The sequence below is a fragment of the Thalassospira sp. CA1 genome (genome assembly GCF_059052855.1).
Window position 1 is genome coordinate 1 of sequence record NZ_JBZCIA010000015.1, and the last position, 17,007, is coordinate 17,007.

At 55.8% G+C, this 17,007-nt stretch carries 13 protein-coding genes; 6 read left to right on the forward strand and 7 right to left on the reverse strand.

The features are described from left to right. Positions 1-292 precede the first annotated feature (292 nt). Positions 293-1,270 carry an MBL fold metallo-hydrolase gene (locus tag AC5Q5A_RS18985; protein WP_493896255.1) on the forward strand — a complete coding sequence of 326 codons (978 nt, stop codon included), beginning with the start codon at positions 293-295 and terminating at the stop codon, positions 1,268-1,270. A 74-nt stretch (positions 1,271-1,344) separates the two neighbouring features. Here AC5Q5A_RS18985 and AC5Q5A_RS18990 read toward each other — a convergent pair whose 3' ends face one another. The 4 genes from AC5Q5A_RS18990 to AC5Q5A_RS19005 all read right to left on the reverse strand — a co-directional run bounded on the left by AC5Q5A_RS18990 (position 1,345) and on the right by AC5Q5A_RS19005 (position 6,599). Beyond that, the gene (locus AC5Q5A_RS18990) at positions 1,345-3,906 is read right to left on the reverse strand and encodes a GcvT family protein (RefSeq protein WP_493896256.1); all 2,562 of its coding nucleotides are present in this window, start codon (positions 3,904-3,906) and stop codon (positions 1,345-1,347) included. A 94-nt stretch (positions 3,907-4,000) separates the two neighbouring features. Beyond that, positions 4,001-4,858 carry a formyltetrahydrofolate deformylase gene (gene purU / locus AC5Q5A_RS18995; protein ID WP_493896257.1) on the reverse strand — a complete coding sequence of 286 codons (858 nt, stop codon included), beginning with the start codon at positions 4,856-4,858 and terminating at the stop codon, positions 4,001-4,003. 35 nt (positions 4,859-4,893) lie between these two features. Next, positions 4,894-5,829: an electron transfer flavoprotein subunit alpha/FixB family protein gene (locus AC5Q5A_RS19000; RefSeq protein ID WP_493896258.1), complete on the reverse strand. Its 936-nt coding sequence runs from the start codon at positions 5,827-5,829 to the stop codon at positions 4,894-4,896. Between the two features lie 20 nt (positions 5,830-5,849). Continuing rightward, the gene (locus AC5Q5A_RS19005; RefSeq protein WP_493896310.1) at positions 5,850-6,599 is read right to left on the reverse strand and encodes an electron transfer flavoprotein subunit beta/FixA family protein; all 750 of its coding nucleotides are present in this window, start codon (positions 6,597-6,599) and stop codon (positions 5,850-5,852) included. A gap of 417 nt (positions 6,600-7,016) precedes the next feature. Between AC5Q5A_RS19005 and AC5Q5A_RS19010 the strand changes: the two genes are divergently transcribed. Next, a complete protein-coding gene (locus tag AC5Q5A_RS19010; RefSeq protein ID WP_063089291.1) occupies positions 7,017-8,066 on the forward strand; it encodes a GlxA family transcriptional regulator in 1,050 nt (349 codons plus the stop codon). A 73-nt stretch (positions 8,067-8,139) separates the two neighbouring features. On the opposite strand, the gene AC5Q5A_RS19015 is transcribed toward AC5Q5A_RS19010, so the two are convergent. Both AC5Q5A_RS19015 and AC5Q5A_RS19020 read right to left on the reverse strand, forming a co-directional pair. Next, positions 8,140-9,273 (reverse strand): FAD-binding oxidoreductase, encoded by a 1,134-nt coding sequence (locus tag AC5Q5A_RS19015; protein WP_008889672.1) that lies wholly within the window; start codon positions 9,271-9,273, stop codon positions 8,140-8,142. After that, complete coding sequence (locus AC5Q5A_RS19020) at positions 9,270-10,541, reverse strand: aromatic ring-hydroxylating oxygenase subunit alpha (RefSeq protein ID WP_493896259.1); 1,272 nt, start codon at positions 10,539-10,541, stop codon at positions 9,270-9,272. Before AC5Q5A_RS19020 ends, AC5Q5A_RS19015 begins: the two co-directional genes overlap by 4 nt. A 658-nt stretch (positions 10,542-11,199) precedes the next feature. Here AC5Q5A_RS19020 and AC5Q5A_RS19025 point away from each other — a divergent pair. Continuing rightward, positions 11,200-12,132, forward strand: a complete 933-nt coding sequence (locus tag AC5Q5A_RS19025) for an L-lactate dehydrogenase (protein WP_493896260.1) — start codon at positions 11,200-11,202, stop codon at positions 12,130-12,132. Between the two features lie 9 nt (positions 12,133-12,141). Here the strand turns inward: AC5Q5A_RS19025 and AC5Q5A_RS19030 are convergent, their stop codons facing one another. Beyond that, positions 12,142-13,179, reverse strand: coding sequence for a GlxA family transcriptional regulator (locus AC5Q5A_RS19030; RefSeq protein WP_493896261.1), 1,038 nt, complete (start codon positions 13,177-13,179; stop codon positions 12,142-12,144). A gap of 23 nt (positions 13,180-13,202) precedes the next feature. Between AC5Q5A_RS19030 and bcoG the strand changes: the two genes are divergently transcribed. From bcoG to AC5Q5A_RS19045, 3 genes are all read left to right on the forward strand, one after another. Further along, positions 13,203-14,141 (forward strand): 3-dehydrocarnitine:acetyl-CoA trimethylamine transferase BcoG, encoded by a 939-nt coding sequence (gene bcoG, locus AC5Q5A_RS19035; RefSeq protein WP_493896262.1) that lies wholly within the window; start codon positions 13,203-13,205, stop codon positions 14,139-14,141. After that, positions 14,141-15,592: a carnitine 3-dehydrogenase gene (locus tag AC5Q5A_RS19040; protein WP_493896263.1), complete on the forward strand. Its 1,452-nt coding sequence runs from the start codon at positions 14,141-14,143 to the stop codon at positions 15,590-15,592. Before bcoG ends, AC5Q5A_RS19040 begins: the two co-directional genes overlap by 1 nt. Positions 15,593-15,719: 127 nt before the next feature. Next, positions 15,720-16,664 carry an alpha/beta hydrolase gene (locus AC5Q5A_RS19045; protein WP_493896264.1) on the forward strand — a complete coding sequence of 315 codons (945 nt, stop codon included), beginning with the start codon at positions 15,720-15,722 and terminating at the stop codon, positions 16,662-16,664. Positions 16,665-17,007: the final 343 nt, after the last annotated feature.

Below are 17,007 nucleotides of genomic sequence, written 5' to 3' on the forward strand. Positions count from 1 at the left end.
GCAGGTTCTTTGCGTAGGCCTCTGGCCGGAGCTGGCGGAGCCCATAGGGCGTAGACTAATCCTGCCCCCGCAACCAATAAAAAGACCCTGTCACCTCCGGTGGCAGGGTTTTTTGTTGCCCGTAGAGACAGTCTTACACCACCACCGTCGTCCCTGAATAATTCCAGGTTGCAAGGCGGATTATGTTAGGATCGTGTCGGTCGGGTGCAGGGCAGTAAATCCGATGCCCTATTTGCACGTATTAAAGTCAGCGGATCAAAACTCAATGTGATGAAACAGTGGAGGACAGATCATGAAGACGCGTGGAAAATGGGGTGGATTTGCTGCGGGGCTGATTACCGCAGCATTGGCCATCGGTGCATCGGCGCAGGCCCAGACTGTTAAAGTGACGCCGCTTGGCGCGGTTGATGGCGAGTTCTGCCCGCTTGATCGGGCGATGATTTTCGAAGATCCGGATGGTACCCGTATTCTGTATGACACCGGTCGAACGGTGGCGGGTCCAGAGGACGCGCGATTGGGCGAGATCGATGCGGTATTGCTTAGCCATATGCACGGCGACCATCTTGGTGATCGTCATATCGAGGCGGTGAATGCAACCGAGTGCGGCAAGCCATCCTTCCCGGTTGATGTCCGGTCCGTGTCGAATACGGTTCAGATTGCACATGCCAAGGATGCGCTGATCGTAACCGGTAGTGAAATGCCCGGTATTCTGGGGCGCAAGCTTGAAAGTATCGGGGGTGATCCGGACAAGTCCGTTCTGGTGCGTTTCGGAGCTTCGCGCATGGTCGGTGGCGTGAGTATCACCACGGTTCCTGCTGTGCACAGCAACGGCGTTTCAGGTGACTTCCTTGGTGGGCCGTTGGGCGAGATGCTTAAATCTTCCGGGGTAACGGCGTATGCAGGGCCGCCGACCGGTTATGTCCTGACATTCTCGAACGGGTTGTCGGTGTATCTGTCTGGTGATACCGGCATCACGGCCGAACAGGATGCTGTGGTGCGCGGCCATTACGGTGCGAAGCTTGTGGTGATGAATATCGGTGATACCTACACTACCGGCCCGACGGAAGCCGCCTATGTCATCAATGACCTGATCATGCCGGCATCGGTTATTCCATCGCACGCCAATGAATGGGCAACCGATGGCGGTAATGTGCGTTCCGGTACCCGGACTGAGGCCTTTATCAACGCAGTGAGTGTTCCGGCCCATGTTCCGCTGAGTGGCAAGACCATGGAATTCGACAGCGCCGGGGTCTGTTCAGCCGGTTGTTAGGGCTTGATCGGTTCGAATATGAAAAAAGGGCGGGATTTACCCCGCCCTTTTATGTTCGTTCGCGCGTACGCGATTTAGCTGCGCGGTTTGAGGTTTTCCGGATCATAGATCGGTTTGTAGCCGATGCCGTAAACTTCGACCGGATAGATCTCGTCCATGTAGGACACGGTCAGTTTGCGACCTTCCTGGCAATAGTCCCATGGCAGGTAGGCAAGGGCGATGTTTTTGCCGATGCTTGGGCCAAAGGCGATCGAGGTGGTGTAGGAACGACGGCCCAACTCATCAATCAGGGTTTTGCCAGACTCCGGATCCATCACCGGCAGACGTCCGACCGGATAACGGGCAACACCATTGGCATCGACATTATCGGTCATGATCAGCGTGCAGAGCATGGCTGGTTGATGATCGCGTTCGCGATACTCAACATGCTTTGCCTTGCCGCGGAAATCGGCTTCCTTGACCTTCGGGCGGGCAAGGTCGGCTTCCAGCAGGTTGTACTGGGTGTGCAGGTCTGCGTTCTGCAAACGCAGTGACTTTTCCAGGCGGCGTGAGTTGGCATAGGTTTCAACACCGACGGCCAGAACGCCAATGCCGCGCAACGCATCCCAGACAGCCAGGCCGTCTTCATAACGCATGTGAAGTTCCCAGCCCTGTTCACCGACATAGGAAATGCGGAAGGCCGAAACGGTCTTGCCGGCAATCTTGATCTGACGGATGGCAGCAAACGGGAAGTTTTCCACATTGAGCGCCTCGGGATCTTCGACAACCTTTTTAAGGTTTTCTCGCGCGTTCGGGCCCCAGATGCCGATCGTCGTGTAATCTTCGGTCACATCGGTGATCGTGACATCCCAACCCTTGTCCTGAGCGGTACGGCGCATATAGGTCAGGTCACGGGGGCCGGCATCAGCACCGTTTACCAGACGGCAGCGGTCTTCCATGCGGAAGACGGTGAAGTCGGCGCGCACCATGCCTTCGTCATCAAGCATGTGGGTATAGATACCCTTGCCGATATTGGCATCCCCACCGATCTTTGCAGCACAAAGCCATTCCATCAGTTCGACGTGATCGGGGCCGGAAATGTCGGTCATGTGGAAGTGCGACAGGTTGATGATGCCGCAATCGTCACTCATGGCCAGTTGTTCTGCGTTCGATACGCGCCAGAAATGGCGGTTGTCCCATTCATGTTCACGGACCGGAACGCGGTCGGCGTACTTTTCAAGAAGGTGCTCGTTGGCGGCATAGCCATGTGCACGTTCCCAGCCGCCCAGTTCCATGAAATAACCGCCCAGTTCGACTTCGCGTTCGTAGAACGGCGAACGACGAATACCACGGGCATTGGCGAATGGCTCGCGCGGGTGGACCGGCGGGTTATAGATCTTTTTCGCCGTTTCGTAGCAACGATCAAAGATATACTGTTCGTTCAGCTGGAACTTGTTAAAGCGCGAGAAATCGACCGAGGCGTGGTCAATGTGCGTGCGACCATGGGTCATCCAGTCGGCAATCAGTTTGCCCATGCCGGGCCCGTCTTTAATCCAGATGCCAACGGCATACCAAAGGCCACGCAGGTTCTGGCTTTCACCCATCGATGGGCCGCCGTCGGCCGAGGACTGCAACAGGCCGTTGAACGAGTGGCTTTCGTTAAAGCCAAGCTCGGTCAGGATCGGGGTCAGTTCCATGGCGCGTTCAAGCGGTTCCATGACGTCTTCAAGCTCAAGGTCGCGCTGCGACGGGGACAGGCGAGCCTGATCCTTTTCAAGGATGTCGCGCGGATGGACCAGACGCGGGTTTTCTTCGTAATAGTAACCCCATTCGATCTGGCCACCCTCAGTGCTTTTGGGATCGCCGGTGTCGCGCATATAGGCCGAGTTGCCCTGGTCACGCAGAAGCGGATAACCGATTTCAACACCGGTGCCTTCGAACTGGTTGTACGGCCCGAAGAAGGTAAGCGGATGGTCAACCGGCATGACGGGAAGGTCTTCGCCGGCCATTTCCGCAATCAGACGGCCCCAGAGACCGGCACAGACAACAACATAATCGGCATGGATCGTACCGCGTTCTGTAACCACACCCTTGATGCGGCCATCTTCGGTAATCAGTTCAAGGGCCGAGGTGTTGGAAAAGATCTTGAGCTTGCCGGATGCAACGCCCTGATCGATCAGTTTGCCAGCAACGGTTTGGGAGCGCGGAATAACAAGACCGGCATCCGGGTCCCACATCGCACCCATGATCTGGTCTTCTTCGAGAAGCGGGAATTTTTCCTTGGCTTCAGCGGCAGAGATGATTTTGACGTTGGTGCCAAATGCCTTGCCGGAGTCAACGCGGCGTTTGAGTTCGCCCATGCGTTCATGGTCACCGACACGTGCGACTTCCAGACCGCCGATGCGCGCGTAATGGCCCATCTTTTCATAGAAGTTCATGGAATACATGGTGGTCCAGGTGGTCAGCTGATCATGGCTGGTGGCATAGCAGAAGTCGGATGCGTGGGCCGTCGAGCCGATATCGGTCGGAATGCCCGATTTGTCGATGCCGACAATATCATCCCAGCCGTTTTCGATCAGGTGATGCGCCACCGAGGAACCAACAATACCCCCGAGACCGACGATGACGACTTTGGCCTTGCTTGGAAATGCGCTCATTTCTCTCAATCCTTCTTTCCGAGATGTTTGTCAGTGCTCGGCATGGCGAAAACGCGTCAGGGACCGGTCAAAGCCGGCCCCTTTGCGAAGTTTACTACAAAGTGAAGACAACCGTTCGGTGATCGTTAAGCATCACCCTGCCTTCAAGATGGTATTTTACGGCGCGGGCGAGAACCCGGGATTCAATATCGCGACCAGCCGCGACGAAATCGTCTGCGGACATCGCGTGGTTCACGCGTTCGGTTTCCTGTTCAATGATCGGGCCTTCATCGAGATCCGGCGTGACATAGTGTGCCGTCGCCCCGATCAGTTTCACCCCGCGCTCGTAAGCCTGATGATAGGGCTTTGCCCCCTTGAAGCTTGGTAGGAACGAGTGGTGAATGTTGATGATCATGCCATAGAACTGGCTGGAAAGCTCGTTGGTCAGGACCTGCATGTAGCGCGCAAGGACCACCAGTTCAGACTTGGTTTCCTTGATCAGGTCTGCAAGCTTGGCTTCCTGTTCAGCCTTGTTTTCCTTGTTCACCGGCCATTGGTAGAAGGGAATGCCTTCCTGATCGGCAACCTTGCGGGCATCTTCATGGTTCGAAACGATGGCCGCAACTTCGGCGTCGAGCCAGCCCACCTTGATTTGGTAAAGAAGGTGCAGCATCGCATGGTCGAATTTCGAAACCATGATGATGATTCTCGGACGGCGTGCAACTTCATCAATCTTGAGCTTGAGGTTAAAGCGATCCACCGCCGGGTTCAGCGACAGCGCAACAGCTTCCTTGTCGATATCTGCCGGTGTGATGATCGCAACACGCAGGAAGAACTTATTGGTGTGGCGGTCCCAGAACTGGTTGGACTCGGCAATATTGGCACCGCGCGTGGCCAGAGCAGAGGTAACGGTCGCAACGATGCCCGGCTGATCATCACAGGCAACACGAAGGATATAAGAGGTATCATTCACTGGTTTGGTTCCGTCTTGATGTCTCGTGTTGAATGTTAAAGCTGGTTTTCCAGCTGCGGCAGGATTTCAAACAGATCACCGACAATGCCGTAATCTGCGACCTGAAAAATCGGGGCTTCTTCATCGGTATTGATGGCAACGATGATCTTGGAATCCTTCATACCCGCCAGATGCTGGATCGCGCCGGAAATACCACATGCGATATATAGGTCGGGGGCGACGACTTTACCCGTCTGACCAACCTGAAGGTCATTTGGGGCATAGCCCGCATCGACAGCTGCACGCGACGCGCCAACGGCAGCGCCAAGTTTGTCGGCCAATGGTGTGATGACAGATTTGAACTTGTCTTCCGAACCAAGGGCACGGCCACCGGAAACAATAATCTTGGCAGATCCCAGTTCCGGCCGATCATTTTCCGATAGAATGTTTTCAAGGAAGGAAGATTTTCCGCTATTCGCACTTCCAGCATCAACCGGCTTGATTTCGGCAGTGCTTTCGCCAGCCGCGGCTGCGCCAAAGCTTGAGGTGCGGATGGTCAGCACTTTCTTGGCGTCTGTGCTTTGCACCACTTCGATGGCATTGCCCGCATAGATCGGGCGTTTGAAGGTATCGGCATCGACAACTTCCATCACCTCGGACACCTGCATGACATCGAGCAGGGCCGCAACACGCGGCAGGATGTTTTTGCCATTGGCGGTTGCGGCGGCGACGATGGTGTCGTAATCGCCAGCAAGTGAAACGATCAGATCAGCGGCGTTTTCGGCAAGATGGTTTGCCAGTGCATTGTTGTCAGCGACCAATACGCTTCGAATACCGGCAAGTTTGGATGCCTGGTCGGCAACCGCACCAATGCCCGAGCCCGCGACGAGAATGTCAATGTCGCCGCCGATCTGGGTTGCGGCACTCAGGGTCTTTGCGGTCTGTTCGGACAGGGTGGCGTTATCGTGTTCGGCAAAAAGAAGAATAGCCATGATTTCAATCTCCGCCTGGGTCAGATGACGCCAGCTTCATTCTTGAGTTTGTCGGTGAGTTCGGCAACATCGGCAACCTTGATGCCCGCCTTGCGCGTTGCGGGTTCTTCAACCCGGATCAGGCGCAGACGCGGGGCAACGGTAACGCCAAAGTCAGCGGCGGTTTTGCTATCGAGCGGCTTTTTCTTTGCCTTCATGATATTGGGAAGCGACGCATAGCGCGGCTCGTTCAGGCGAAGGTCGGCGGTGACAACTGCCGGCAGGCGCACACTGATGGCCTGAAGGCCACCATCCACCTCGCGCGTGACTTTTGCATGATCAGCGGAGAGCTCCAGCTTGGAGGCGAAAGTTGCCTGTGACCAGCCAAGCAGGGCCGAAAGCATCTGGCCGGTCTGGTTGGCATCGTCGTCAATCGCCTGTTTGCCCAGAATGACAAGGCCGGGTTCCTCGGCGTTCACAACACCTTTGAGGATTTTCGCGACGTCAAGCGGCTCAACCGGACCATCAACCGTGACCAGGATGGCGCGATCAGCACCCATGGCAAGGGCGGTGCGCAGGGTTTCCTGTGCCTGTGCCGGACCAATCGAAACGGCGACGATTTCGTCAGCCTGACCGGATTCCTTGAGGCGAATGGCTTCTTCGACCGCGATCTCGTCGAAGGGGTTCATCGACATTTTGACATTGGCAAGGTCGACACCGGAGCCATCCGCCTTGACGCGGATCTTCACGTTGTAGTCTACGACCCGTTTGACCGGTACGAGAACCTTCATCATTTCCCTCTCTGACGAAATCCGGATCAAACAAGTTTTTGGTCCGGTGTGGGTGCCTATTGCAGCAACCCGATGTAAGTTTCAAAGACTGGAAGCGTTACGCGATGCGACACTACCGGAGGCGATATTGAGCGTGGTGCAATTCTGGATGCCGAGTTTCCGGGGTCGGGGCAATCTGGACAGGTTTCTGGCGATCGTTTCGGGGCGCGAATGTACTGTTTGCCGATTTTGGCATCTTGATCGCAATCCGATTGTTGATTCTGCCGTGACCCTGTGTTTCTCTTGCTTAGCCGACATACCCTTCGGTATCATGAAAAGTAATCTGGCGACTTTTTGCGCCAAAAAATAGAATGTTTGCGTCAAAGTGAGATTACCGCTACGACAAAGCCGGTAACCTTGTCTGTATCGGAGGAACCGATGCTCAAGAAGCCTGAAGCACGTGCCCAGACTGCACCGCGTTTAACCGTCGGTTTTATCCTCGCAAAACGCTTTACGTTGTGCGCCTTTGCCAACTTTGTCGATGTCTTGCGCCTTGCCGCAGACGAAGGTGATCGCAGTCGTCCGATCCTGTGTAAATGGACGGTTCTGTCCGACACGATGGACCCGATCACATCAAGTAGCGGGATCGCGGTGCAGCCCAAGGAACGCTTGGGCGATCCACGGCGCTTCAATTATATCGTGGTTGTTGGCGGGCTGATGGATGACGCCGAAAAGCTGAGCCCCGCCTATCAGAAATTCCTGCATGAGGCGGCCGAGGCCGGGGTGCCGCTTGTCGGTGTTTGCACCGGGGTCTTTATGCTACATGAGGCCGGGCTTCTTGACGGGTATCGTTGCTGCGTCAGTTGGTTCCATCATTCCGAGGTGGTCGAGCAGTTCGAAGGACTTGATCCGGTTACCGAGCAGATTTTTGTGGTCGACCGTGACCGGTTGACCTGTTCGGGCGGGGTTAGCTCAGCACATCTGGCGGCCTATCTGGTCGATAAGCATGTCGGGCGCGCACAGGCGAACAAAAGCCTGCACATCATGATCATTGATGATGCGCTTCAGGCGGAAAAGCCACAGCCGGGCATTCCACTTGATTTGAAGACGCAGGACCAGATCGTGCAGCGCGCGCTTTTGATCATGCAGCAAAATATCGATATGCCGATTTCCGTGCAGGAAATTGCGCGTCGCATGGGCAACAGCAAACGCCAGATCGAACGGCATTTCAGGATGGCCTTGGATACATCGCCCCAGGTGGCGTTCCTTAATATCCGGCTTGATCTGGCCCAGCACCTGATCGAAAAAAGCGACAAGTCTGTCGCCCAGATTGCGGTTGATTGCGGCTTTTGTGATTCTTCGCATCTTAGCCGGATGTTCCGCCGTCGTTATGGCTGTACGCCACAGGCCCTGCGCCGCCCGATCCCGGATTCACTGGCCACAAGTGCGATGGTGGAAGACGCACCGCAGCTTGAGGCTGGCGCATAAGAAACGAAAACGCCCTGCTTACTGTGATGGTAAGCAGGGCGTTTTAAGGGATGCGCTTAAGATCGCAGAGATATTACATCTCAACCTCGACATCGGAAAGCGGGGTCGAGCAGCAAATCAGGATCTTGCCCTGATCAATTTCGCGCTGACGGATACCGCCACCATGGTTCATGTCGACCTCACCGGACACCAGTTTGGATTTGCAGGTGCCGCAAATGCCACGCTGACAGGATGACATCGGCATCAGGCCGGCTTCCTTGGCGGCCGACAGAATGGTCATGCCCGGGCTGCACTCAACCACGTGGCCGGTCTTGCTGAAACTGACGCGGAAGGTTTGTTCGCTGATCTCCGGTGCGACGGAGGCGTGTTCTTCGAACGTGCCCGCGGTTTCAGCACCGAAGTCAAAGCTTTCTTCGTAGTATTTGCCCATGTCGAAGCCAGCTTCTTCGAGCATGTGACGCACACCCTCCATGAAGCGGGCAGGGCCACAGCAAAATACCTTGCGGTCCTTGAAGTCGGGCGACATCAGCGAAAGCATCGGCAAGCTCAGGCGGCCGGTATAACCGGTCCATTGATGGCTGGCAGACGCGCTGTCGCACGTCAGTGCCACCTTCAGGGTCGGGTTCTGTGCAGCCAGCAGGGCAAGTTCATCACGGAAAATCAGATCAGACGGCGTACGTGCCGCATGAACGAAATGAAGATCGGTCGGTTCGGACAGGTCACAGGCGGTACGTGTCATCGACATCATCGGGGTGATGCCGCTACCAGCCGAAATGAACAACAGCTTTTCTTCGCCCGTGGCGTCTGCGGTGAATTCGCCGCCCGGACCGGAAACGTTGATTTCCTTACCCGGAAGCATGTTGTCATGCAGCCAGTTCGACCCCGGACCACCCGGAACCCGTTTGACCGTAATTTCAAGACGGTATGGACGCGCTGCCGAAGCCGAGATCGTGTAACAACGGGTAATCATGCCATCGACCGGCAGTTCGAACGTCATGAACTGGCCAGGGTAGAAACGAAACGCGCGCGGTTCACGTGCGGAAAAGACAAAGGTCTTAACGTCGTGCGTTTCCTGACGCACCTGACGGCAAACAAGGACGTCGTCGTTTTCCGGGTCCCAAAGCGGGACCCGGGTAACTTCGGTCAGAATTTCTTCGACCGGGGCTTGGTCGCCCTTGTTGCTGTCGGTGGTATTCTTGTCGGTCATTCTGCGGCAATCCCGGCTTTGGTCGTTGCGAAGTGATCTTCCAGACGCTTGATATACCAGTCACAGAATGCTTCGACATGCGGTTCGGTAAACTTGGAATAGGGGCCCGGTTCGTATGCAGGCTGTTCGCTGCCAATCTGGGCAAGGCGCACAAGGTCTGCATCCTGCTGGTTGGTCATGTTCCACACATGGGTGAGGTTATCAAGCGTGTAATCCTCATTCTCATGCGCGTCCTTGTGAACCAGCCAGGTGGTCCGGACCAGCGTTTTGTTCGGGGCCAGCGGCAGGACAGAGAAGGTCACGACATGGTCAGCCATGAAGTGGTGCCAGGAGTTCGGATGTGTCCAGAAGCTGAGCCCGCCAAGTTTGGCATCGGTGAAATCGCCAAGCAGTTTCTTGGATGCCGATTTTGTATCAAGGGTGTGTGATTCCCCTTCACGCATCAGCGGCAGGCGCATGGTGCGGAAACCGGTCACGCTCGACAACTGATCCTGTTCGGCAGACGGCAGACCGCAGGCTTCCCAGCGCGCATGATCATTGGCGATGGTCTGAGTGTATTTCGCAACGTCTTCGGAGCGGCGCTGATCAAGTTCATCAGGCGAGAAACCGAAACCGAATTCTGACAGTGGTACGGTCAACTGCGGATGGTTGCCTTCGCAGTGATAGCACTCGCGGTTGTTTTCCATGGTCAGCTTCCAGTTTCCTTCCTCGATCAGTTCGGAAACGTGGGCGACTTTACAGTTTGCAAGGTCATGCGGCGCGATATACGGCTCCATGACCTTGGCCATTTCTTCGATATCGGCCGGTGCATCCTTGGCAAGGCAGATAAAGATCAGGCCAGCGATGGAGCGAACATGGACGGTTTTAAGACCATGGCAGCTTTTGTCAAAGTCGGAGCCCATGTGTTCCGCAAGGATGAGGTCGCCGTCCTCGTTGTAGGTCCAACCATGATAGCGGCAGACGATATTGCCAATTGTGGTCTGGCGTTCGTCGATCAGTTTGGCGCCGCGGTGACGGCAAACGTTATGGAAGGCACGAATGCCCATATCGTCGCCACGCAGGATCAGGATCGACGCCCCGCCGATCTCAACCGTGATGCAATCGCCCGGCTCCGGCAGTTCCGGCTCTACGCCAACAAAGATCCAGTGCTGGCCAAAGATCACTTCCATATCCAGATCCAGAATGTCCTGATCGCTGTAGAACGGCGCTTCAAGGCTTTTGAATGTCTGGCGGCGGGCGACGAGTTTTTGAATGTCAGAAGAATGCATGGTCGGATACCTCGGCTTCTCTCAATGGTATCTGGATGGAATCCTGTGCATGGCTAGCCGTTTGCATCAGGGCGTAAGCATATCACCGATCACATTCGTCGGTGTACAGACAATTGAAACCGGTTGTTTCCGGCCTCGGGCTTATTTCCTGGACGTCTTCAGTGGCTATCTGCGCGCGAGAAAGTTGGTATAGCCGAGGTAACTGACAGTTTTGCGTCCGCACAAAATGTGATGGTGCCGAACGCAGGAAACCGTTTGCCGCAACACCATGGTGGTTGGCACGATTGGTATTCGCACCCAAAAGCGAATACGAACATGGTATCACGTACAATGTACGTGCCGGTTTGCGGGCCGTCAGTTGCACCCAAAGTCTCCCTCTACTCCGCCGGCAGGTAACCTGCTCTTTGGCACGCCCACGGTAAAGAGTGAGCGATCAGAAAATCTATTTCTAAATGAGGTCGCTAAGGGAGAAAGCATAAGTCAATTGGGCAGTAGTTTTGCGACGCAGTTATCATTGTCGGGCACACGATACCGGCTAGGTGGCCTTTGTCTGGAGAAATTTCAATGTGCAACAGCAGTTTTCCTCGCTTTTTTTGACGTCAATCGGCCGCAATGGCATCATCATGACAACAGACCTTGAAAATTGGGGATTCGGGTGATGAAAGTCGGCATTGTCGGGGCCGGAATGGTCGGAAGTTCGGCGGGCTATGCGCTTGCCGTCATGGGACTCGCAAGTTCGGTGGTTCTGGTCGATCAGAACCATGATCTGGCCGTCGCCCAAGCCGAAGACATTGCGCACGCAGTGCCGTTCCTATCCTCGACAATTGTCGAGGCAGCTGACTATGTCGGGCTTGCCGGGGCATCGGTGATCATCCTTGCCGCCGGGGTCAGTCAGAAACCCGGCGAAAGCAGGCTGGCTTTGCTGGAAAGAAACGCCGCCGTTTTCAAGGACGTCGTTGGTAATGTTCTTGCGGTGGCGCCTGACGCAATTCTCCTGATTGCATCGAACCCGGTCGATATCATGACGCAGATCACGCAACGGATATCCGGGCTGCCTGCCAACCGCGTGATCGGTTCGGGGACGATCCTTGATACGGCCCGTTTCCGAAGCCTTTTGGGGCGGCATCTGGGCATTTCGCCGCAATCGGTTCATGCCTATGTCCTTGGCGAACATGGCGACAGCGAAGTCTTGGCGTGGTCGAACGCCAAGGTGGGATCGCTTTCACTGGCCGATATTGCCGCCCAGGTCGGATCCCCGATTACAGAGCATGTGCGTGCCACCATTGATGATGGTGTGCGCAATGCAGCCTATAAAATCATCAAGGGCAAAGGGGCGACCTATTACGGGATCGGGGCCGGGTTGGCGCGGATCATCAAGGCGATTGCTCAGGATCAGCATGACGTTCTGACCGTATCGTGCGTCACACCCGAGATTGTCGGGGTCAAGGATGTTGCCCTGTCCATTCCCCGCGTGGTCGGCGCGCAAGGGATCGAGACGGATCTGATGCCTGAGCTTGTCAGCACGGAGCGTGACGGCCTTGAAAAAAGTGCGCGGCTTTTGAAGGACAGTGTTGAGTCAATCCGGCTGTAACGTGGTCTGTTATGTGCCAATGGCGGCGGCAGGTCGACGTTTGCTCCGCATCGCGCGCAAGGTTGCGCCAAAGGCCTGCGCATAGGCCCGGCTGAGTGCCGCGTGGCTTTTGAACCCGGTCTGAAGGGCGATGTCGGCAAGCTTCATGTTGGTTGAGCGGGCCAGATCACGGGCCCGGCCAAGACGCAGCATTTGATAATATTTACCCGGTGCCATCTGCAAATTGTCCTGAAAGGCGCGATCCAGACTGCGTAGCGAACATCCCGCATGGATCGCAATGGATTTCAGCGCAACCGGCGTTTCGATATGGGCGATCATTTCGGCAACCGCCCGCCTGACATGATCCGCGCCCGGCCCATGCAATCGGTCTGCGCCGCGTCCAGATATATTGGGGTCGCCGTGCCGCTGATGGCGGGCGTCATAGACAAACAGATTGCTGACATCAAAGGCAACCGCCGGCCCATATTGCCGCGCAAGAATGTGCAGCATCATTTCCATGACGGTTGCGGCCCCCCCGGATGTGATCATTTTGCCGTCTTCGACAAAGCGATCAGTCAATACGGTGACATCGGGGAACTGTTCACGGAACTGATCAAGTTCCTGCCAATGGATGGTTGCCGTTTTGCCCACCAACATATTGCACGACGCCAGCAACCAGGCGGCAGTATCGACACCAATCACCGTGCGCGCATGTTGCGCAGCATTTTGCAGGCGGGCACGGGTGCGCGAAGACAAATGATGGCGCATGTCATAACCCGAAATCACCACCAGATAATCGATATGTGTCGGGTCAGGGATGGCATTAAGGGCGGCCTTCGGCGTGATGACAAGATCACTTGAACTTGTCGCCGGGGATCCATCGATCGTGCAGATGTCCCAGCTGATCTCCGGCCCGTTTGGCAGACCTGCGGCCGCGCGTAACGGTTCCAGCGCACTGGCCAGAACCAGATTGGAAAATCCGTCAAACAGGACAAAGACAAATCGATGATGCGTGCTTGGCATGACCGGAAAAGTAAATGACGGAATATGTAAAATCAATATCGTCAATCGAGATATCCTGATGGCAGAGAATGATTGCAAAAAACAGTGAGGCCATCATGCCGCTTTCGATGAACAAGGAAGTCTTCATTACCGCCGCCGTAACCGGTTCGGGCGGAACCCAAGACAAATCCCCGCATGTGCCAAGATCCCCGGAACAGATCGCCAATAGTGCGATTGACGCGGCCAAGGCCGGGGCGGCCGTGGTGCATTGCCATGTGCGTGATCCCGAAACCGGGGCACCGTCACGTGATTTGAAATATTACCGCGAACTGACCGAACGGGTGCGGGCAGCCGATGTCGATGTTGTTCTGAACCTCACGGCCGGCATGGGCGGCGATATCGTCTTTGGCTCTGCCGAGGCACCGCTTCCGGTCAATGAAGCCGCAACCGACATGATCGGCGCGTCCGAGCGGATGGCGCATATCACCGATTGCCTGCCCGAGATTTGTACCCTTGATTGCGGCACCATGAATTTCGCCGAGGCCGACTATGTCATGACCAATACGCCGGGCATGCTGCGCGCCATGGGACAAATGATGACCGACCTTGGCGTCAAACCCGAGATCGAGGCATTTGATACCGGCCATCTGTGGTTTGCCAAGCAACTGGTGTCCGAGGGCATCCTTGAAAGCCCGGCCCTGGTGCAGCTTTGCATAGGCATTCCGTGGGGCGCGCCAAATGATCTTAATACCTTTATGGCGATGGTGAATAATGTGCCGTCCGACTGGAATTGGTCGGCCTTTTCCATTGGTCGCGATCAGATGCCCTATGTTGCCGCATCGGTTTTGGCCGGGGGCAATGTTCGGGTAGGTCTTGAAGACAATATCTATTTGTCGAAAGGCGTGCTTGCCACCAACGCCCAGCTGGTTGAGCGCGCGGTTGGCATTATCGAAGGCATGGGGGCCACCGTGATTGGCCCGGATGCGGTCCGCAAGAAGCTTGGCCTGACCAAGCGGGAGCCACGCTAATGTCCACGAGCTCAAACAAAAAAGCTGCCATCATTGGCGGTGGTGTCATTGGTGGCGGCTGGGCCGCGCGGTTTTTGCTGAATGGCTGGGATGTGGCGGTTTTCGATCCGGATCCGCAGGCAGAACGCAAGATCAACGAAGTTCTCGCAAACGCACGCCGAAGCCTGCCCGCACTTTATGACCGCTCCCTGCCAGAAGAAGGCACACTGACCTTCCATGACGATATGGCAAAGGCGGTGTCCGGGGCGCAGTGGATTCAGGAAAGTGTTCCCGAACAACTTGCGCTTAAGCACAATATCCTTGCCCAAATTCAGGCCCACGCCCCGTCGGACTGCCTGATCGGTTCTTCGACATCGGGCTTTAAGCCAAGCGAGTTGCAGCAAGGATCAATCAAACCTGAACAGATCGTTGTCGCCCATCCATTCAACCCGGTTTACTTGCTGCCCTTGATCGAAGTGGTGCCGTCTGCCGCGACCGACGCATCGGTGCTTGAAGCTGGCTGTGACGTGTTGCGTTCTGTCGGGCTTAAGCCACTTGTCGTGCGCAAGGAAATTGATGCGCATATTGCCGACCGGCTGCTTGAGGCTGTCTGGCGCGAAGGGCTGTGGCTTGTTCATGACGAGGTCGCGACCACCGAGGAAATTGATGACGCCATCCGGTATGGCTTTGGTTTGCGCTGGGCGCAGATGGGGTTGTTTGAAACCTATCGCATTGCGGGCGGTGAGGCCGGGATGGAACATTTCATCGGGCAGTTCGGACCGGCCCTTAAATGGCCGTGGACGAAGCTGATGGATGTGCCGGAACTGACCCCGGAACTGACAGCGCGTATTGCGCAGCAATCAGATGATCAGTCCGGTCATATGAGCATCCGTGACCTTGAACGCCTGCGCGATGACAATCTTGTTGGCATGATGCGCGCGCTTAAGAAATCGGGCAGTGGTGCCGGCGGCACGATTAATGATCACGAAGCGTCGCTTCCCGAACCGATGCCGATCAACGATCTTCCGGTAACCGGTGATCGGCAGATCCCGCAAAGCTGGACCGACTATAACGGGCATATGAACGAAGCCCATTATGTCGAGGTCAGTTCACAGGCAAGCGACCGTTTCATGGAATTGGTCGGTGCGGATGCAAATTATATTGCCAGTGGGGGCAGCTATTTCACGGTTGAAACCCATGTTTGCTACCTGCAGGAAATCAGTGCAGGCGACCATATCCGTGTGACCACCCAACTGATCAAGGGCGAAGGCAAGAAGCTTCACCTTTTCCATCGCCTGATCAATGACGCGGGTGCGGTTGCGGCAACGATTGAGACCATGTTGCTGCATGTCGACCTTAAAACCCGTCGCACATCCGAGCCCGGTGGCGTGGTGGCAACCAATTTGGCCGAAATGGCAAAACGTCATGCAAGCTTGCCCAAGCCAGATCAGCTTGGCCGTGCAATCGGTTAGTCTAAACGTACGACCCGTTTTGCGTGGAACCAGTTCACAATAACGTTGTGATGTGCCCCTGCAGTCTTTAACTGCGGGGGTATCCGCGTTAGGTTGATCTATCACGTCTTTGACCAAGGATCCGTTGATGGCCAATTCCGATCAGGTTTCCCCCGAAGTGACCTATGACCCGATGCCAGAGGAAGAAGGCATTCGTGCCTTTATCGCCAAATGCGACGGGTTCTATCCGCCCGACGCGGTGGCGGCCTCAATCGAGCAGCAACGCAGCTGGTACGATGCGCTTTGTGCCGAATTTGCCTTTCCGCATCCGGATGGCATGCAGGTCGAAGATGACGTGATTGCTGATGTACCGGTGCGCCATTACCGCCCGGTCGATTGCGCCTCAAACCACAAGATCGTCTATATGCATGGCGGTGGCTTTGTGGTTGGTTCGCGCGACAGCCATGATGCGATTTGTGCGGAAATATCCGAGGCGGCAAAAGCCGAACTGATCGCAATTGATTACCGTCTTGCGCCCGAGCATATCTGGCCCGCCCAGCACGAAGATTGCCATCGGGTGACCCAAAGCATCCTGGCATCGGGCAAGAAGATTGTGCTGGTGGGCGACAGTGCGGGTGGCATGCTGGCCGCCGGGATCGCGGTTCGGGCCCGCGAAGAGGGCTTTGGTGACCGCGTCTTGGGGCAGGCATTGATCTATCCGGCCCTTGGCGGTGATTTGAACTGGCCAAGCTATGGCCAGATGGCAAATGCGCCGGGCTTAAGCACCGATGACGTGATTTATTACCGTGACGTGCTGAAGGCACCGATGGATGATCCGTTTGCCCATGCGCTGTCTGTCGATGATCTGCGTGGGCTTCCGCCGACTTTTATTACAGCGGCCTATTTTGATCCGCTGCGCGATGATGGCCGCGAATATACCGCCCGTCTTGCCCGGGCGGGCATTTCCGTTCAATACCGTGAAGAACCCCAAATGATCCATGGCTGGCTGCGTGCCCGGCATATGAGCCCGGGGGCGAAAACTGCGTTCGGGCATCTATGCAAAGCCATTTCGGACATGCTGGAAACCGCCTAACACGCGGGTTACGCCACCTTGGGTTGAAGATATCCTCCCGATCAGAAAGAAGCGACACAGGGCCTAAAGTGCGCGCGGTGGAACCGCGCGTGGTTCTTTTTGGATCATAAGAGGTTGATCGTAATAAAAATTTTAGCTAATCAGGTCATTACGCGACGCAGTTTTGCGTGCGAGGCTGCTATGCAACGCCTTGTTGTGTGCTATTAAGCCGTTTGGGTGCGGAATGGTTCGGGGACCTGTATGATTAATCTTGCTAGATTGCCGTCGTCGTTGCTTTTGGCGATGACCATTTTTTGTGGCCTTATGATTCGGTGATGGGCGCGACGCATTTGCGGCAACGACG